Here is a 17,372-nt window from a genome sequence, read left to right as displayed (position 1 = left end):
ATGGACCGCAAAACGGCCCCCGTGTTTAACGGGCGCGCGGCGGAACCGAGCGGGTACGGCCACTGCCATCGATGGCGACGAACACAAACACTGCCTCGGTGACCTTGCGCCATTCGCTGGACAGCGGGTCGTCACTCCAGACCTCGACCATCATCTGGATCGAACTGCGGCCGATCTCCAGCGCCTGGGTATAAAAAGACAGCTGGGCACCCACGGCCACCGGCACCAGAAACGCCATGCGATCGATCGCCACGGTGGCCACGCGTCCACCGGCCACTTTACTGGCCATGGCCGTGCCGGCCAGGTCCATCTGAGAAACCAGCCAGCCGCCGAAAATATCGCCAAAGCCGTTGGTTTCGCGGGGAAGCGCGGTGATTTGCAGGGCCAGGTCGCCTTGCGGGATTGGATCTTCCTGTTCGAGCTCTATCATGCCGGGGGGGCCTCTGACCCGTAACTCTGTCTGATGTATCAGGTGAATAGCCGTCTTTGAAAAAAACGATTCAGCCCGAACATGCGTTCGTCACGTTTTTCATAAAGGCGTGCCAAAGGGAAACTCTGCGAAACCGGCTGGCAGGTTACTACGCCACCAACGACGTTTTCGCACAGCAACCCCTTACAGAGTGTTGCAAGGTTGCGAGTATATCGAGCGATAGACGTCGAGACGACCATCCGGTTCCGATTTTGACTGTCAATTACGCACCTCTATGTGCTTTTTTGAACAATTTGCTATCGTGCCGAGCCTGCCCACCGTTGTCCGGGGTTGCAGAACTGACTATAAGAGAAGCCCTTGCCATGACCACTGCGCCTTCGAGCACGGCGACACCCGTTCAATCGGCTCGTCCGTTGACCCGTAACGATTACAAGACCCTGTCGCTTTCTGCCTTGGGCGGTGCGTTAGAGTTCTACGATTTCATCATTTTCGTGTTCTTCGCCACCGTGGTCGGCAAATTGTTTTTCCCCGCCGAAATGCCTGAGTGGCTGCGCTTGATGCAGACGTTCGGCATTTTTGCCGCCGGTTATCTGGCCCGGCCGCTGGGCGGGATCATCATGGCGCACTTCGGTGACCTGCTGGGACGCAAGAAAATGTTCACCCTGAGCATTTTCATGATGGCCGTGCCGACCCTCATCATGGGATTGCTGCCGACCTATGCCCAGATCGGCATGTGGGCACCAATTCTGCTGTTGCTGATGCGGGTGATCCAGGGTGCGGCCATTGGCGGTGAAGTGCCGGGGGCCTGGGTATTCGTTTCCGAGCACGTCCCGGCGCGCCACATCGGTTATGCCTGCGGCACGCTGACCTGCGGCCTGACGGTAGGCATTTTGCTTGGTTCGCTGATGGCCACTGCCATCAACAGCATCTACACGCCCGTAGAAGTGGCGGATTACGCTTGGCGGATTCCGTTCCTGCTGGGAGGTGTGTTCGGCCTGTTCTCGGTGTACCTGCGTCGCTGGCTGCACGAAACCCCGATATTCGCCGAGCTGCAACTGCGCAAGGCCCTGGCCGCAGAAGTGCCGTTGCGCACCGTGATGCGCGATCACCGTGGCGCCATCGTCATTTCGATGCTGCTGACCTGGCTGCTGTCGGCCGGCATCATCGTGATCATCCTGATGACCCCGACCGTGCTGCAAACGGTGTATCACTTCAGCCCGACCACCGCGTTGCAGGCCAACAGTCTGGCGATCGTATTCCTGAGCTTTGGCTGCATCGGTTCTGGCGTGCTGGCCGACCGCTTCGGGGCCGGACGAGTGTTCGTGTTCGGCAGCGCGTTGCTGTTGATCACCTCCTGGACCTTCTACCACAGCCTGTTCGACCATCCCGATTGGCTGTTTCCGCTCTATGCCCTGAGCGGGCTGCTGGTGGGCACCATCGGCGCGGTGCCTTATGTCATGGTCAAGGCGTTCCCGGCCGTGGTGCGCTTCAGTGGCCTGTCGTTCTCCTACAACCTGGCCTATGCAGTCTTCGGCGGCCTGACTCCGATGATCGTCACCCTCCTGCTCAAGGAAAGCCCGATGGGGCCGGCCTATTACGTGGCCGTTATCTGCGGCATCGGGATTGCGGTGGGGGCGTATCTCTGGAAGAAAGGTCGCTAGGCCTTAATCGACGGTATTGACCTCATCGCGAGCAGGCTCGCTCCCACAGGATCTACGCGGTCCCTGTGGGAGCGAGCCTGCTCGCGATTGGACCTGCGCGATTGTCTTTTCAATCGCAATAATGGCCTTTCATCCAATTGTCATATTTCAGCCATAGAGTGTTCACACGGCTTACCGATACTTGGCCGACTTAACACACCTATCTGCTAGGAGTAAGGCATGAAACTGAAGCGTTTGATGACGGCAATGACCTTTGTCGCCGCTGGCGTTGCGACCGCCCACGCGGTTGCCGCTGTCGACCCAGCCATCCCGAGCTACACCAAGACCACTGGTGTGTCGGGCAACCTGTCCAGCGTCGGCTCCGATACCCTGGCCAACCTGATGACCTTGTGGGCAGAGGACTTCAAGAAAGAATACCCGAACGTAAACATTCAGATTCAGGCCGCCGGTTCCTCTACCGCGCCACCTGCTCTGACTGAAGGCACCTCCAACCTGGGCCCGATGAGCCGCAAGATGAAGGACAACGAGCTGCAGGCCTTCGAAACCAAATACGGTTACAAGCCTACCGCCGTACCGGTTGCCGTAGACGCCCTGGCGGTGTTCGTACACAAGGACAACCCGATCAAGGGTCTGACCATGGCTCAGGTCGACGCTATTTTCTCGTCCACTCGTCTGTGCGGCGCCAAGGCTGACGTCAAGACCTGGGGCGACCTGGGCGTGACCGGTGACCTGGCCAACAAGCCAGTCCAGCTGTTCGGTCGTAACTCGGTATCCGGCACCTACGGCTACTTCAAAGAAGAAGCCCTGTGCAAAGGCGACTACAAGTCCAACGTCAATGAACAGCCTGGTTCGGCGTCGGTTGTACAGTCCATCAGCAGCTCGCTCAACGGCGTTGGCTACTCGGGCATCGGCTACAAGACCGCCAGCGTGAAAACCGTTGCCCTTGCCAAGAAAGAAGGCGGCGAGTTCATCGAAGACACCGAAGAAAACACCCTGAACGGCAAGTACCCACTGTCGCGTTTCCTCTACGTCTACATCAACAAGGCACCGAACAAGCCTCTGGCCCCGCTGGAAGCCGAGTTCCTGAAGCTGGTCCTGTCCCAGCAAGGTCAGACCATTGTGGTCAAGGACGGTTACATCCCACTGCCAGCCAAGGTTGCCGCCAAGGCCCTGGCTGACCTGGGTCTGTCCGAAGGCGCCAACGTCGCCAAGAAGTAACTGCCCGGCCTAGCCCGGGTCCTGTGGGAGCGAGCCTGCTCGCGATAGCGGTGGGACAGTCAACATCACTGTTGAATCTGGCCCCTTCGCGAGCCGTCTCCCACAGACCAATTTCCTGTCCGCTGCCGGTGCCCACGGGCGGCGGATTTGTTGCGTCACTGCATTGTCATCTTTCTGTCATACAGGATCGCTAGGGTGTGCGCATGAATGATCTGGCCAATTCCACAATGACTACGACTTCCCCTCCCAAGCGCATTGACTTCAATACGCCTGAACTGCAACGCAAGCGCCGCATCCGTGCGCTCAAGGATCGCCTGACCCGCTGGTACGTTCTGGTCGGCGGGCTCGCCGTGCTGGCGGCCATTACCTTGATTTTCTTCTTTCTGGCGTACGTGGTCCTCCCGCTGTTTCAGGGCGCGGACCTGACCTCCAAGGACTCGATTACGCCTGCCTGGATGCAGGACGCCGGCAAACCGCTGATGATCGCCATCGAAGAGCAGAATCAGGTGGCGATGCGGATTTCCGACAAGGGCCAGGCGCTGTTCTTCGACATCGACACCGGGGCAGAGCTGCGTCGTGTCGACCTGCCGGTGCCGGCGGGTGCCAGCGTGACCTCCATCGGCGAAGACCAGCCCGGCAGCCCGCTGGTGGTGATCGGTCTGTCCAACGGCCAGGCGCTGGTGCTGCGCCATACCTATAAAGTCAGCTATCCAGACGGCAAGAAAACCATCTCGCCCGCCATTGAGTACCCCTACGGTGAAACGCCGATTGTGCTCAACGAGCAGGGCGCGCCGCTGGAGCACGTATCGCTCAACGCCACTGATTCGACCCTGTTGCTCGCCGGCTCCACGGGCGCGCAACTGCAGGTGTTGTCGATCACCAGCGAAGAAAACATGATGACCGGTGAAGTCACCAGCGAGCAGACGCGTATCGATCTGCCGCAGATGACCGAGCCGGTCAAAAACATCTTCGTCGACCCACGTCAGCAATGGCTGTATGTCGTCAACGGACGTGCCCAGGCCGACGTGTTCAGCCTGCGCGACAAGAGCCTCAACGGCCGCTACAAGCTGCTTGAGAACGGCGATGCCCAGGTCACTGCCAGCACGCAGCTGGTGGGCGGGATCTCCCTGATCATTGGTGACTCCACCGGTGGCCTGGCTCAATGGTTCATGGCCCGTGACCCGGACGGCGAACAGCGTCTGAAGCAGATTCGTACCTTCCAGATGGGCACTGCGCCGGTCATCGAGATCACCGCCGAGGAACGGCGCAAAGGTTTCGTGGCCCTGGACGCGTCCGGCAAACTCGGCGTGTTCCACAGCACCGCTCACCGCACCTTGCTGGTGGACCAGGTGGTCGACGGCCAGGGCTTGTTCGGTATGTCGCCTCGGGCCAACCGTCTGCTCGTGGAGCAAGGCGGCAAATTGCAACCGTTGCTGCTGGAGAACCCGCATCCGGAAGTCTCGTGGAGCGCGTTGTGGGGCAAGGTCTGGTACGAAAACTACGACGAGCCTAAGTACGTCTGGCAATCGACCGCGGCCAACACCGATTTCGAACCCAAGATGAGCCTTTCGCCGCTGACCTTCGGCACCCTGAAAGCTGCGTTCTACGCGATGCTGCTGGCTGCGCCGCTGGCGATTGCTGCCGCGATCTACACCGCATACTTCATGGCCCCAAGCTTGCGCCGCAAGGTCAAGCCGGTGATCGAGCTGATGGAAGCGATGCCGACGGTGATCCTCGGTTTCTTCGCCGGCCTGTTCCTGGCGCCTTACGTCGAAGGGCATCTACCGGGTATTTTCAGCCTGCTGATGTTGATGCCGATCGGCATCCTGGTGGCCGGTTTCGTCTTCAGCCGCTTGCCTGAGTCCGTGCGTCTGAAAGTGCCAGAAGGCTGGGAAAGCGCGATGCTGATCCCGGTGATCCTGTTCGTGGGCTGGCTCTCGCTCTACATGAGCCCGTACATGGAAGCCTGGTTCTTCGGTGGCGACATGCGCATGTGGATCTCCCATGACCTGGGCATCACCTACGACCAGCGCAACGCCCTGGTAGTCGGCCTGGCGATGGGTTTTGCGGTCATCCCGAACATCTACTCCATCGCTGAAGACGCCGTGTTCAGTGTGCCGCGTGGCCTGACCCTGGGCTCGCTGGCCCTCGGTGCCACGCCGTGGCAGACCATGACCCGCGTGGTGATTCTCACCGCCAGCCCCGGCATCTTCTCGGCGCTGATGATCGGCATGGGCCGTGCGGTCGGTGAAACCATGATCGTGCTCATGGCCACCGGTAACACGCCGGTCATGGAAATGAACCTGTTCGAAGGTCTGCGCACCCTGGCGGCCAACGTGGCGGTGGAAATGCCTGAATCGGAAGTCGGCGGCAGTCATTACCGCGTGCTGTTCCTGTCGGCGCTGGTGCTGCTGCTGTTCACCTTCATCATGAACACCCTCGCCGAGCTGATCCGTCAGCGTCTGCGCAAGAAATATTCGTCGCTTTAAGAAAGGTAGAAGTCTGTGAAACAGAACTCCCTGAAAGGATGGTTCAAGAGCGGCGCCCCCGGCGTCTGGATCAGCGGTGGCGCGGTGTCCATCGCGGTCATCATGACCATTGGCCTGCTGGCAGTGATTGCCGTGCGCGGTCTTGGCCATTTCTGGCCGGCGGACCTGATCCACGCCAGCTACAACGTGCCGGGCATGCCCGCGCATCTGGTTGTAGGCGAAGTAGTGCAGAAGGAATCAGTGCCCCGCGAGCGCTTGAAAAGCGCTGGCCTGCCGGTGCCGGACGAAGGCCCCGAGTTCATGACCCGCGAGTTGATCAAGGTCGGTAACCGGGACCTCAACGGCACTGACTTTACCTGGATCGTCGGTGACTGGCTGACCAACCAGACCACGCCGCCGGAGCTGATGGCCATCGAGCGTCGCGAGTGGGGTAATTTCTACGGCTATCTGGTCAACGTCAAAGAGAACGGCAAGGTCATCGCCGAAGGCGAAGCGGCCTGGCCGGAGCTGCAAGCTCGCGTGGCCCGGGTCAACAAGCTCGCGGCCGAGCTCAAGACCCTGGAAAAATCCGACATCGGCTCCATCAACGCAGGGCTTGAGCGCATTCGTCTCAAAGGCCGCAAGCTGGAGCTGGAAGGCAAACTGGACGCTGCTGCACAAGCGGACCTGGACGCTGACCGTGCTGAGCTCGATGCCCGTTACAAGGACATCGAAGCGCGTCTGGGTGATCTGCACGCGCAGTTCAACCGCGACAGCCTGACCGCCCGCGATGCCAATGGCAAAGAACTGGAAATCGAAATCGGCAAAGTGGTTCACGCCTACCAGCCGAACGGCATGGGGACGTTCACCAAGATCGGTTTCTATTTCAGCAAGGTCTGGGAATTCCTCAGCGACGATCCTCGTGAAGCCAACACCGAAGGCGGGATCTTCCCGGCGATTTTCGGCACCGTCATGATGACCCTGATCATGGCGATGGTCGTGACGCCATTCGGTGTGCTGGCAGCAGTGTACTTGCGCGAATACGCTCGTCAGGGACCGATGACCCGCCTGATCCGTATTGCGGTGAACAACTTGGCGGGCGTACCGGCCATCGTCTACGGCGTGTTCGGCCTGGGCTTCTTCGTTTATGTGTTGGGTGGTTCGGTTGACCGGTTGTTCTTCCCCGAAGCCCTGCCGGCGCCGACCTTCGGTACCCCGGGCCTGCTCTGGGCGTCCCTGACCCTGGCGCTGCTGGCGGTGCCGGTGGTGATCGTGGCCACCGAAGAAGGCCTGGCGCGTATCCCGCGTACCGTGCGCGAAGGCTCCCTGGCCCTAGGCGCGACCAAGGCCGAGACACTGTGGAAAATCGTGCTGCCGATGGCGAGCCCGGCGATGATGACCGGCATGATCCTCGCGGTGGCTCGCGCCGCAGGTGAAGTGGCGCCATTGATGCTGGTGGGCGTGGTGAAACTGGCCCCATCGCTGCCGCTGGACGGCAACTACCCGTACCTGCACCTGGACCAGAAGATCATGCACCTGGGCTTTCACATCTATGACGTAGGCTTCCAGAGCCCGAACGTCGAAGCGGCGCGACCGTTGGTGTACGCCACGGCGCTGTTGCTGGTGCTGGTGATTGCCACGCTCAACCTGTCGGCGGTGTGGATCCGTAACCACCTGCGCGAGAAGTACAAAGCACTCGATAGCTGATTTCACACTGATCTTTTGTGGGAGCGAGCCTGCTCGCGATGGCATCACCTCGGTTTTAAAGCCAAACCGAGTCGCCCGAATCGCGAGCAGGCTCGCTCCCACACAACCGAACCGAATTTGTTAGCACAGGGAGCCTCCCATGCAACACGAGACACAAGCACGCGGCATCAACATGTCGGCCCTGGGCCGCGACAAGCAGAGCCTGGACCTGGCTCAGGAAACCGTCGCCATCGAAGTGCCCGGTCTGAACCTGTTCTACGGCCAGAAGCAGGCGCTGTATGACGTTAGCCTGAACATCCCGAAGCAGCGCGTTACCGCGTTCATCGGTCCGTCGGGCTGCGGCAAGTCGACCTTGCTGCGCACCTTCAACCGCATGAACGATCTGGTGGATGGCTGCCGCGTCGAGGGCGAAATCAACCTCTACGGCAGTAACATCTACCGCAAGGGCGAAGATGTAGCCGAGCTGCGTCGTCGTGTGGGCATGGTGTTCCAGAAGCCTAACCCGTTCCCCAAAACCATCTACGAGAACGTGGTCTACGGCCTGCGCATCCAGGGTATCAACAAAAAGCGCATTCTCGACGAAGCGGTGGAGTGGGCGCTCAAGGGCGCGGCGCTGTGGGACGAGGTCAAGGATCGCCTGCACGAATCGGCACTGGGTCTGTCCGGTGGTCAACAGCAACGTCTGGTGATTGCCCGTACCATCGCCGTTGAGCCGGAAGTCTTGTTGCTCGACGAACCTTGCTCGGCCCTGGACCCGATCTCGACGCTGAAAGTCGAAGAGCTGATCTACGAGCTCAAATCCAAATTCACCATCGTCATCGTGACCCACAACATGCAACAGGCAGCGCGGGTTTCCGACTACACCGCCTTCATGTACATGGGCAAACTGGTGGAATTCGGCGACACCGACACATTGTTTACCAACCCGGCCAAGAAGCAGACCGAAGACTACATCACCGGTCGCTACGGCTAGCCGTAGAGCCGCAAGCTTTAAGCTGCAAGCGGCAAGTAAAAGCGATCCGGGTAACGACATACATCAGCTTGCAGCTTAAAGCTTGCAGCTCACAGCTTTTGCGGAGCAAAACCATGATTTCGAAGGAAGGCCTTACTCACCACATTTCCGCCCAGTTCAACGCCGAGCTCGAGGAGGTGCGCAGTCACCTGCTGGCCATGGGCGGGCTGGTGGAAAAGCAGGTCAACGATGCGGTGACCGCGCTGATCGAGGCCGACTCCGGCCTGGCCCAGCAAGTGCGCGAGATCGACGACCAGATCAACCAGATGGAGCGCAACATCGACGAAGAGTGCCTGCGCATCCTGGCACGTCGTCAACCGGCCGCTTCCGACCTTCGCTTGATCATCAGCATCTCCAAATCGGTGATCGATCTGGAGCGAATCGGCGACGAAAGCACCAAGATCGCCCGTCGCGCCATCCAGTTGTGCGAAGAAGGCGAGGCGCCGCGGGGTTACGTCGAAGTTCGCCACATCGGCGACCAGGTGCGCAACATGGTTCGCGATGCACTGGATGCCTTCGCCCGTTTCGACGCCGATCTGGCGTTGTCGGTGGCCCAGTACGACAAGATCATCGACCGCGAATACAAGACCGCCCTGCGTGAGCTGGCGACCTACATGATGGAAGACCCGCGTTCGATCTCCCGGGTGTTGAGCATTATTTGGGTACTGCGTTCGCTGGAGCGTATCGGCGATCATGCCCGCAACATCTCGGAACTTGTGATCTACCTCGTGCGCGGCACCGACGTGCGGCACTTGGGGCTCAAGCGTATGAAGGCCGAAGTGGAGGGCACCTCGTCCGAAACCGCTAATGTTCCGGGCGAAACTGACGATAAGTAAGATTGCCCAAGAAAAGCGCCCGGCCTTCTGGTCGGGCTTTTTTTTTGCGGCTTTTTTAATCGAAAGCAGCACCCCGCGAACGAAGAGTCCCGGCGTGACTGAAGGTTTTTGGCAATATGCCATCAGTAAAAGCGGTATGCTTGCCGGGATTTTTTAGAGGTGTATCTGGATGAGTAAGGTCAGTGTGTTGGTCGTGGACGACGCTTCGTTCATTCGTGACCTGGTGAAGAAGTGCCTGCGCAATTACTTCCCGGGCATCCGCATCGAAGATGCAGTGAACGGTAAGAAAGCCCAATCCCTGCTGGCCCGTGAGGCGTTCGACCTGGTGCTGTGCGATTGGGAAATGCCGGAAATGTCGGGCCTGGAGCTGCTGACCTGGTGCCGCCAGCAGGATAATCTCAAAGGTATGCCGTTTGTGATGGTCACCAGCCGCGGCGACAAGGAAAACGTGGTCCAGGCCATCCAGGCCGGTGTTTCCGGATACGTCAGCAAGCCGTTCACCAACGAGCAACTGCTGACCAAGGTCAAACAGGCCCTGCACAAGGTGGGCAAGCTCGACACGCTGATGAACAGCGCGCCGACCAAAATGAACTCGGCGTTCGGCAATGATTCGCTCAGCGCGCTGACCGGCGGCAAGGCGGCTCCGGTTGCGGCCGCGGCTGCGGCGGTCAATCCGTTTGCCAAGCCTGCTGTCGTTGCAGCTGCCGCGCCTGCCGCTGTTGCTGCTCCAGCCCGCGGCATGCTCAACAGCCCGCCCGTCAAGGCGCCTTCAGCCGCTCCGGCCGGTGCCAATCGTGGTCAGGGTCAGTTGCGCCTCTCCAGCGGCACCCAGCAATGCGTGATCAAGGCCCTGAGCCTCAAGGAAGCGCTGCTGCTGGTCAAACGCACCGACACCCTGCCACAGGTGCTGGAAAGCGCCGTGCTGGACATGGAGCAGGGCGACAACGCCGAAACCGCTCGCCTCAACGGTTACCTGCACGCCATTGTTGCTCACGAGCAGACCCCCGACAGCGAATGGCTGCAACTGACCTTCCGCTTCGTCGATAAAGACCCACAGAAACTCGACTACATCTCCCGCCTGATCGCCCGCGGTACAGCGCAGAAGCACTTCGTACCTGGCGCCTGATTCGGCGCACTTCAGTCAGTCATCGCGAGCAGGCTCGCTCCCACATTGATCTTTGGTAGCCACGAAATGTGTGTCCACCGCAGATCAGAATGTGGGAGCGAGCCTGCTCGCGATGGAGCCACCAGCGGCAATAGAGCCCTATCGGCCAACCCATTTTGAAACATCCGTCGACTACGCTGGTCCATCCAGCTGCTAGGCTGCAGTGCAGGCCTTCATTTCGACAGAATTTTTGCCCATGCTTTTGCCCCTGCTGTTTGCCTGTGGTCTTGTCCTGGCCTCCACCTCGGCCGTGGCGATGACGATCTACAAATCCACCGATGCCAATGGCGTGGTGTCCTACAGCGACCGCCCCAGCAAGGGGGCGCAGGTGTTCGTGTTCCGTGATCGCATGGTTGAACGTCTCGAGCGCCAGGTGTTTCTCGATATCAAGAAACAGAAGGGCGCGGACGCGGTGTTCGTGCGCAACGACCTGTACGCGCCTGTGGAGATCGAATTGAGTTTTGCCGGGCTACGCAACGTCAGCGGGGCACCGAGCCGGCCGATCCGGCGGGTGCTGCCGGCGCGCAGTAACCTGCGTCTGGCGCTGCTCACGGCCACGCGCCCCGGAAAGCCTTTGGTGTACACCCCACGGTTCGAATACTCCCTGGGCGACCCTGCAGGCACGGCGCAGGCCTATCGATACCCGCTGCCGTGGCGTGGCGGTCCGTTTCGGCTGAGCCAGGGGGCCAACGGTCAATACAGCCACTATGGCCCGAAAAACCGTTATGCCATGGACATCGCCATGCCCGAGGGCACGCCGATCATCGCGGCGCGCGGCGGTGTGGTGGTCAAGACGGAAAATCACCAGACCGGCCGTGGCACCGACCCGTCGGGCAACTTCGTGCGGGTGCTGCACGATGACGGGACCATGGGTGTGTACCTGCACCTGCAAAAAGGCTCGGTGAGCGTGCGGGAGGGGCAACGGGTGATGGTGGGAACGCCGCTGGCGTTGTCGGGCAACACCGGCAACAGTTCAGGTCCGCACCTGCATTTCGTGGTGCAGCGCAATACCGGGTTGGGGCTGGTGTCGATTCCCTACCAGTTCAATCAACCGGTGGGAGACTTGCCCAACTTTGCGTTGGGCAAGCAATGAGACCATAAAGCAAAAGATCGCAGCCTTCGGCAGCGCCTACAGGCGTACACATAACCCTGGAGCTGCCGAAAGCTGCGATCTTGTGAGCCAATTAAGGCTCAATCGAGCATCAACACCTTCGCCAGAATAATCTTCGGCCCTTTCATCTTCTTGATGATGATCCGCAGGCCTTCGACTTCCAGCACTTCTTCCTCTTCCGGCACGCGCTTGAGGGTTTCATAGACCAGCCCGGCGAGGGTCTCGGCCTCGATGTGGTCAAGGTCGATGCCCAGCAGGCGCTCAACCTTGAACAGTGGCGTGTCGCCGCGCACCAGCAGCTTGCCCGGCTGATAGGCCAGGATGCCGCGCTCCGCTTTGCGGTGTTCGTCCTGAATATCGCCCACCAGCACTTCCAGCACGTCTTCCATGGTCAGGTAACCGATGATGTTGCCGTCGGCTTCTTCAACCAGGGCGAAGTGCGAGCCACCCTTGCGAAACTGCTCCAGCAGCTGCGACAGCGGCATGTGCCGCGACACGCGCTCCAGCGGGCGGGTGAGTTCGGCCAGGTTGAACGACTCGGGAATGTGATCCAGGGCGGCCAGTTCCAGCAGCAGATCCTTGATGTGCAGCAGGCCGACGAACTCCTGGCTCTCGCTGTCATACACCGGATAGCGGCTGAACTTGTGGCGACGGAACATCGCCAGGATCTCCTTGAGCGGCGCATTGAACTCCAGCGTCACCAGGTCTTCCCGGGAGTTGGCCCAGTCCACCACCTCCAGCTCGCCCATTTCCACCGCCGAGGCCAGCACGCGCATGCCTTGGTCGCTTGGGTCCTGGCCACGGCTGGAGTGCAGGATCAGTTTCAGTTCTTCACGGCTGTAATGATGCTCGTGATGCGGGCCGGGTTCGCCTTGGCCGGCGATACGCAGGATGGCGTTGGCGCTGGCGTTGAGCAGGTAGATCGCCGGGTACATGGCCCAGTAGAACAGGTACAGCGGCACGGCGGTCCACAGCGACAGCAGCTCGGGCTTGCGGATCGCCCAGGATTTGGGCGCCAGCTCACCGACCACGATGTGCAGGTACGAAATGATGAAGAACGCGGTGAAGAACGATACGCCCTTGATCACTTCCGGCGACTCAACGCCGACCGCGCCCAGCAGCGGCTCCAGAACGTGGGCGAACGCCGGCTCACCGACCCAACCCAGGCCCAGGGAAGCCAGGGTGATACCCAATTGGCAGGCCGACAGGTAAGCGTCGAGTTGGCTGTGAACGGTACGCAGGATGTGCCCGCGCCAGCCGTTTTTCTCGGCGATGGCCTCGACCCGGGTCGAGCGCAGTTTGACCATGGCAAATTCGGCCGCAACGAAAAAGCCGTTGAGCAGAACCAGGATCAGAGCAAAAAGAATCATGCCGAATTCGGCGAAGAGTGTTGCCAGGGACAAGCCAGGGGAAGGGTCCATGATGGAGTTTTGCGGGTTCCGTATATTCGAAAGGATTAGAAATGAGTGCCTGAAAAGGCAGGCACAAGTCAGCCAATGTAGCGGCTGACTGGGCCGTTGCCTAGTGGCGAGTGCTGGCCGGTATCAATCGGCGGCGCTGGTGAGGCGCGAGCGAACCGTCTGTGCCGGGGCAAAATGGCAGGTAAACGTACTGCCATGGCCAGGCACGCTGCTGATTTCCATGCGCCCGCGATGCCGCAACAAAACGTGCTTGACGATCGCCAGGCCCAGCCCGGTGCCGCCGGTATTGGAGTTGCGGCTGGAATCGACACGGTAGAAACGTTCGGTCAGGCGCGGCAAGTGCTTGCTGTCGATGCCGATGCCCGAATCCTGCACGCTCAGGTGTGCGCCTTGGCCGTCGGCCCACCAGCGAACGTGAATGCGGCCTTGCTCCGGCGTGTACTTGACGGCGTTGAACACCAGATTGGAGAAGGCACTGCGCAATTCGGCCTCGCTGCCCTTGAGCTGCACGTTCGGGTCGGCTTCAAGGGTGATGGTCTGCTGCTTGGGCCCGGAGAGTTCCTGGGCATCCTCCACAATGATTTGCAGCAAGTCATCGACAGGCACCGGCTGGTTGTCCGAGGGGTAATCGGTGGCTTCAAGTTTGGCCAGCAGCAGCAGGTCATTGAGCAGGGTCTGCATGCGCCCGCTTTGCTGGTGCATCTGCTGCAAGGCCCGGCTCCAGCGTGGGTTCACTTCCTCGACATTGTCCAGCAGGGTTTCCAGATACCCGCAGATCACTGTCAACGGCGTACGCAACTCATGGGAGACGTTGGCGACGAAGTCTTTGCGCATCTGTTCCAACTGATGGATGCGCGTCACGTCACGCACCAGCATCAAGTGCTCGTTGTTGCCGTAGCGCGTGAGGTACAGCTGAATGCGCACCCGGTCATTGGTGGGCGAAGGAATCTCCAGCGGCTCGGCGTAGTTTTCCTGTTCGAAGTATTCCTTGAAGCGAGGATGGCGCACCAGGTTGGTCACTGGCTGGCCGCTGTCCTGGGGGGTCTTGAGGCCCAGCAGGGTCTCGGCGGCGCGGTTCCACCATTCCAGGTTGCCGTCGCTGTCGAGCATGATCACCGCGTCCTTGAGCGCCGCAGTGGACTCCTGGACCCGGTCGATCACCGCTTGCAGGCGACCACGCACGCGCTGGTCGCGCCGCTGCAGGTGATAGATGCTGTCGAATACCTCACCCCACAGGCCATAGCCGTCGGGCGGAGCCTCGTCGGGTTTGTGCAGGCGCAGCCACTCATGCATGCGCAGCAATTGCTTGAGCGTCCAGGCCAGGTACAGCGCCAGGCCCGCAGCCAGACTCCAGCCGTAGAAGCCCGTGATCAGGCCCACGACCAGACAGCCGGTCACTAGCAACAACATGTGGCGAATCAGGGTGCCATGCCAGTTTTGATTCAATTGAACGCGCGTCCTTGTCAGCTTGTCGGGCGGTAAGGGCTCGGGTCAGGCCTTGGTCGAAAAACGATAACCGGTGCCGCGCACCGTTTGTACCAGATTCTCATAGGCATCGCCGAGGGCTTTGCGCAGGCGACGAATGTGCACGTCCACGGTGCGTTCCTCGACATAAACATTACCGCCCCAGACCTGATCCAGCAGTTGGCCGCGCGTGTAGGCACGCTCCTGGTGGGTCATGAAAAATTGCAGCAGGCGGTATTCGGTCGGGCCCATCTCGGCGGGTTTGCCATCGATGGTCACGCGGTGGCTGATGGGGTCCAGCAGCAGGCCACCGACTTCAATCGGTGCCTCGCCATCGGTCGGACCGGCGCGTCGCAGCACGGCCTTCAGGCGTGCCACCAGCTCGCGTGGGGAAAACGGCTTGGTGATGTAGTCGTCGGCGCCGACTTCCAGGCCCTGGATCTTGTTGTCTTCTTCGCCCTTGGCAGTGAGCATGATGATCGGGATATCACCGGTCAGCTCATCGCGCTTGAGGCGTCGCGCCAGTTCAATGCCAGACGTACCGGGAAGCATCCAGTCCAGCAGAATCAGGTCGGGCTTGCGGTCGACGATGATGGCGTGGGCCTGTTGAGAGTTTTCTGCTTCCATGCAGTCATAGCCGGCCATCTCCAACGCAACGGCGATCATCTCGCGGATGGGCGCTTCGTCGTCGACGATCAGAATGCTCCTGCCAACCATGGGGTAATCCTCTTGTCATTTAACTGTCTTGCGCCGCATTAGATAACGGAATTATTGCAGTCGTGTGACACTTGTTTCGGCAACCGGCAGTGTAGAGGATCCTGGACTAAGCTTTTGAGTCCGAATCCTGACAACTGCAAAAGAGGGTTTCCATGACTTACCTTACCCGTTCCATCAAGGCTCTGGGCCTGGCGGTTGCCTTGGTGCTGCCGGCGCTGGCGTATGCGGCTGACGAGCCGGCGATGGTCACTGATGGTGTGCTGACCGATCACAAGGGCATGACGTTGTACACCTTTGAGAAAGACAAAGACGGCAAGTCGGCGTGCAATGCCAAATGTGCCGAGAACTGGCCACCGCTCATGGCTGAAAGCGCCGCCATGCCGACGGGCCACTGGACGGTGATCACCCGTGACGACGGTTCGTCGCAGTGGGCCTACGATGGCAAGCCGCTGTACACCTTTGTGAGGGACACGAAAGCTGGCGAAATGACCGGAGACGGCCTGATGGAAGGTGCCTGGAAGGTCGCCAAGCCCAAGAAGTGACTGACCAGCGCCAAACTGCTTTTTTGGGTAGGGGAGCTTGCTCCCACTGGGCGGCGCAGCGGCCCCAGGCGTTTGCGGCTGCTGCGCGACCGAGCGGGAGCAAGCTCCCTCGCCACAGAGATGTTCATGATCGTGGGTTCAGCGCTGGGTCAGCGGTCTCACCGCAGCGCGTAATCCAGCACAATCCCCACGAAAATCGCCAACCCGGCCCAATGGTTGTGCAAAAACGCCTTGAAGCAGCGCATCCGGTCTTTGCTGCGGGTGTACCAGAATTCCCAAGCAAAACACCCGGCAGCGGCCACCAGCCCCAGGTGGAACCAGCCACCCAGCTGGAATTTTGATCCGGCCAGCAGCAGGCAACCCAGGGCCAGGCCCTGCAGCGTCAGGATGATCACCCGGTCGGCATCGCCAAACAGAATGGCCGTGGACTTGACGCCGATCCTCAGGTCATCGTCCCGGTCAGTCATCGCGTAATAAGTGTCGTAGCCCACCGTCCACAACAGGTTGGCGATGTACAGCAGCCAGGCCGCCGCCGGCAAATGACCGGTTTCGGCGGTGAACGCCATCGGCATGCCCCAGGAAAACGCGGCCCCCAGCACCACTTGCGGATAGTAGGTGTAGCGCTTCATGAACGGATAACTGAACGCCAGTGCCAGCCCGCCGAGGGACAGCAAAATGGTCGGTGCATTGGTGCACAGCACCAGCAGGAAGCTCACGCTCATCAGCACCGCGAAGAACACCAGCGCCTCTTTCGAACTGATCTTGCCGCTCACCAGCGGGCGCTGTTCGGTGCGTTTGACGTGGCCGTCCACCTTGCGGTCGGCCCAGTCGTTGATCACACAACCACCGGCGCGGGTCAGTATCACGCCAAGCACGAAAATCACGATGTTGGCCAGGGACGGCGAGCCTTCGCCGGCAATCCACAAGGCCCACAACGTCGGCCATAACAGCAGATAAATGCCGATGGGCTTGTCCAGGCGCGTCAGTTGCACGAAGTCCCACGCCCGCGGGTTCAGGCGGTTCAAGGATTTGAGCAGTTGCACGTACATCAGCAGTTCTCCGAATAGGCGCGGGCGACGGTCCACAGGCGCGGCAGAAAAATTTCCGCCACCAGCACACTCAACGTTCCGCGATCAAAACGCGAACGGCGGCCCCACAATTCACGGGCGCGCACCTCAGCCGGCAACCATTGCTCGGGGTAATGGCAAACCTCGATGGCCCGGCGCTGGAACGCCTGGTCGCAAAACAGCAACTCGCCCAGGGAACGACTGCCCAGTTCGTCCATCTGCAAACCGTCGCCCTGCAACGCGCTGCGCGCCGCCACACTGCGGGCAAACACCCAGGCCTCGCCATGGCCGCGCAGATACACCTCGCGTACCCAGCCTTCGCTGCCCTCGGCCAGATCCAGCGCGGCACATTCGTCGGCACGCAAGGGCTGCCAACCTTCGAACAGCGGCGTCACGCTGAAACGCTCATCCGACAGCCGCGTCAGGCGCCGGGTCAGGGACCCTTCGTCGAACAGCCAGTCGAGCACACAGGCGTCAGGGCGAGGCGACAGCAGGGGCTGGGGCAACCATTGGAGTGTAGGAAATATCGAATTTGTATGCGGCACAGAGGTCT

At 60.5% G+C, this 17,372-nt stretch carries 15 protein-coding genes; 9 read left to right on the top strand and 6 right to left on the bottom strand.

Annotated features, from left to right (window positions below; all coding sequences use genetic code 11):
* Positions 1–25: 25 nt before the first annotated feature.
* Positions 26–430 (bottom strand): acyl-CoA thioesterase, encoded by a 405-nt coding sequence (locus BM132_RS18790; protein WP_003177184.1) that lies wholly within the window; start codon positions 428–430, stop codon positions 26–28.
* 362 nt (positions 431–792) lie between these two features.
* On the opposite strand from BM132_RS18790, the gene BM132_RS18785 reads away from it, so the two are divergent.
* The 8 genes from BM132_RS18785 (at position 793) to BM132_RS18750 (ending at position 11,590) form a co-directional block, all read left to right on the top strand.
* Complete coding sequence (locus BM132_RS18785) at positions 793–2,091, top strand: MFS transporter (protein WP_092457711.1); 1,299 nt, start codon at positions 793–795, stop codon at positions 2,089–2,091.
* A 219-nt stretch (positions 2,092–2,310) separates the two neighbouring features.
* The gene (locus tag BM132_RS18780) at positions 2,311–3,309 is read left to right on the top strand and encodes a phosphate ABC transporter substrate-binding protein PstS family protein (protein ID WP_092399472.1); all 999 of its coding nucleotides are present in this window, start codon (positions 2,311–2,313) and stop codon (positions 3,307–3,309) included.
* Positions 3,310–3,764: 455 nt separating this feature from the next.
* Positions 3,765–5,798, top strand: coding sequence for an ABC transporter permease subunit (locus BM132_RS18775; protein ID WP_177193363.1), 2,034 nt, complete (start codon positions 3,765–3,767; stop codon positions 5,796–5,798).
* 15 nt (positions 5,799–5,813) lie between these two features.
* Positions 5,814–7,484, top strand: a complete 1,671-nt coding sequence (gene pstA, locus BM132_RS18770) for a phosphate ABC transporter permease PstA (RefSeq protein WP_092399468.1) — start codon at positions 5,814–5,816, stop codon at positions 7,482–7,484.
* A 139-nt stretch (positions 7,485–7,623) separates the two neighbouring features.
* Positions 7,624–8,457, top strand: coding sequence for a phosphate ABC transporter ATP-binding protein PstB (gene pstB / locus BM132_RS18765; RefSeq protein WP_092457707.1), 834 nt, complete (start codon positions 7,624–7,626; stop codon positions 8,455–8,457).
* Between the two features lie 113 nt (positions 8,458–8,570).
* Complete coding sequence (gene phoU / locus BM132_RS18760; RefSeq protein WP_047226725.1) at positions 8,571–9,332, top strand: phosphate signaling complex protein PhoU; 762 nt, start codon at positions 8,571–8,573, stop codon at positions 9,330–9,332.
* 169 nt (positions 9,333–9,501) lie between these two features.
* Positions 9,502–10,458, top strand: coding sequence for a response regulator (locus BM132_RS18755; RefSeq protein WP_092399462.1), 957 nt, complete (start codon positions 9,502–9,504; stop codon positions 10,456–10,458).
* A 235-nt stretch (positions 10,459–10,693) separates the two neighbouring features.
* Complete coding sequence (locus BM132_RS18750) at positions 10,694–11,590, top strand: peptidoglycan DD-metalloendopeptidase family protein (RefSeq protein WP_092457704.1); 897 nt, start codon at positions 10,694–10,696, stop codon at positions 11,588–11,590.
* A gap of 98 nt (positions 11,591–11,688) precedes the next feature.
* On the opposite strand, the gene BM132_RS18745 is transcribed toward BM132_RS18750, so the two are convergent.
* From BM132_RS18745 to phoB, 3 genes are all read right to left on the bottom strand, one after another.
* Positions 11,689–13,029 (bottom strand): hemolysin family protein, encoded by a 1,341-nt coding sequence (locus tag BM132_RS18745; RefSeq protein WP_092457701.1) that lies wholly within the window; start codon positions 13,027–13,029, stop codon positions 11,689–11,691.
* Between the two features lie 123 nt (positions 13,030–13,152).
* Positions 13,153–14,439, bottom strand: a complete 1,287-nt coding sequence (phoR, locus tag BM132_RS18740; protein WP_256244288.1) for a phosphate regulon sensor histidine kinase PhoR — start codon at positions 14,437–14,439, stop codon at positions 13,153–13,155.
* An 81-nt stretch (positions 14,440–14,520) separates the two neighbouring features.
* Positions 14,521–15,210, bottom strand: a complete 690-nt coding sequence (gene phoB / locus BM132_RS18735) for a phosphate regulon transcriptional regulator PhoB (protein WP_003177195.1) — start codon at positions 15,208–15,210, stop codon at positions 14,521–14,523.
* 152 nt (positions 15,211–15,362) lie between these two features.
* Here phoB and BM132_RS18730 point away from each other — a divergent pair, with 152 nt between their 5' ends.
* Positions 15,363–15,752, top strand: coding sequence for a COG4315 family predicted lipoprotein (locus BM132_RS18730; protein ID WP_092457697.1), 390 nt, complete (start codon positions 15,363–15,365; stop codon positions 15,750–15,752).
* 158 nt (positions 15,753–15,910) lie between these two features.
* On the opposite strand, the gene ubiA is transcribed toward BM132_RS18730, so the two are convergent.
* A complete protein-coding gene (gene ubiA, locus BM132_RS18725; RefSeq protein WP_092457695.1) occupies positions 15,911–16,801 on the bottom strand; it encodes a 4-hydroxybenzoate octaprenyltransferase in 891 nt (296 codons plus the stop codon).
* On the bottom strand, positions 16,801–17,364 hold the full coding sequence (locus tag BM132_RS18720) for a chorismate--pyruvate lyase family protein (protein WP_047226791.1): 564 nt from the start codon (positions 17,362–17,364) through the stop codon (positions 16,801–16,803). The genes ubiA and BM132_RS18720 overlap by 1 nt, the downstream gene beginning before the upstream one ends.
* Positions 17,365–17,372 lie beyond the last annotated feature (8 nt).

The sequence above is a fragment of the Pseudomonas sp. NFACC45 genome, assembly GCF_900113505.1.
GTDB lineage: Bacteria > Pseudomonadota > Gammaproteobacteria > Pseudomonadales > Pseudomonadaceae > Aquipseudomonas > Aquipseudomonas tehranensis.
The sequence above is the reverse complement of the archived record's forward strand: the minus strand, read 5'-3'. Positions and strand labels throughout refer to the sequence as shown.

Coding starts and splice junctions, on each gene's coding strand:
- phoB (WP_003177195.1), bottom strand. CDS start 15,210: ATGGTTGGCAGGAGCATTCTGATCGTCGACGACGAAGCGCCCATCCGC.
- BM132_RS18785 (WP_092457711.1), top strand. CDS start 793: ATGACCACTGCGCCTTCGAGCACGGCGACACCCGTTCAATCGGCTCGT.
- BM132_RS18790 (WP_003177184.1), bottom strand. CDS start 430: ATGATAGAGCTCGAACAGGAAGATCCAATCCCGCAAGGCGACCTGGCC.
- BM132_RS18750 (WP_092457704.1), top strand. CDS start 10,694: ATGCTTTTGCCCCTGCTGTTTGCCTGTGGTCTTGTCCTGGCCTCCACC.
- BM132_RS18775 (WP_177193363.1), top strand. CDS start 3,765: ATGCAGGACGCCGGCAAACCGCTGATGATCGCCATCGAAGAGCAGAAT.
- BM132_RS18745 (WP_092457701.1), bottom strand. CDS start 13,029: ATGGACCCTTCCCCTGGCTTGTCCCTGGCAACACTCTTCGCCGAATTC.
- pstB (WP_092457707.1), top strand. CDS start 7,624: ATGCAACACGAGACACAAGCACGCGGCATCAACATGTCGGCCCTGGGC.
- ubiA (WP_092457695.1), bottom strand. CDS start 16,801: ATGTACGTGCAACTGCTCAAATCCTTGAACCGCCTGAACCCGCGGGCG.
- BM132_RS18780 (WP_092399472.1), top strand. CDS start 2,311: ATGAAACTGAAGCGTTTGATGACGGCAATGACCTTTGTCGCCGCTGGC.
- phoR (WP_256244288.1), bottom strand. CDS start 14,439: ATGTTGTTGCTAGTGACCGGCTGTCTGGTCGTGGGCCTGATCACGGGC.
- phoU (WP_047226725.1), top strand. CDS start 8,571: ATGATTTCGAAGGAAGGCCTTACTCACCACATTTCCGCCCAGTTCAAC.
- BM132_RS18730 (WP_092457697.1), top strand. CDS start 15,363: ATGACTTACCTTACCCGTTCCATCAAGGCTCTGGGCCTGGCGGTTGCC.
- BM132_RS18755 (WP_092399462.1), top strand. CDS start 9,502: ATGAGTAAGGTCAGTGTGTTGGTCGTGGACGACGCTTCGTTCATTCGT.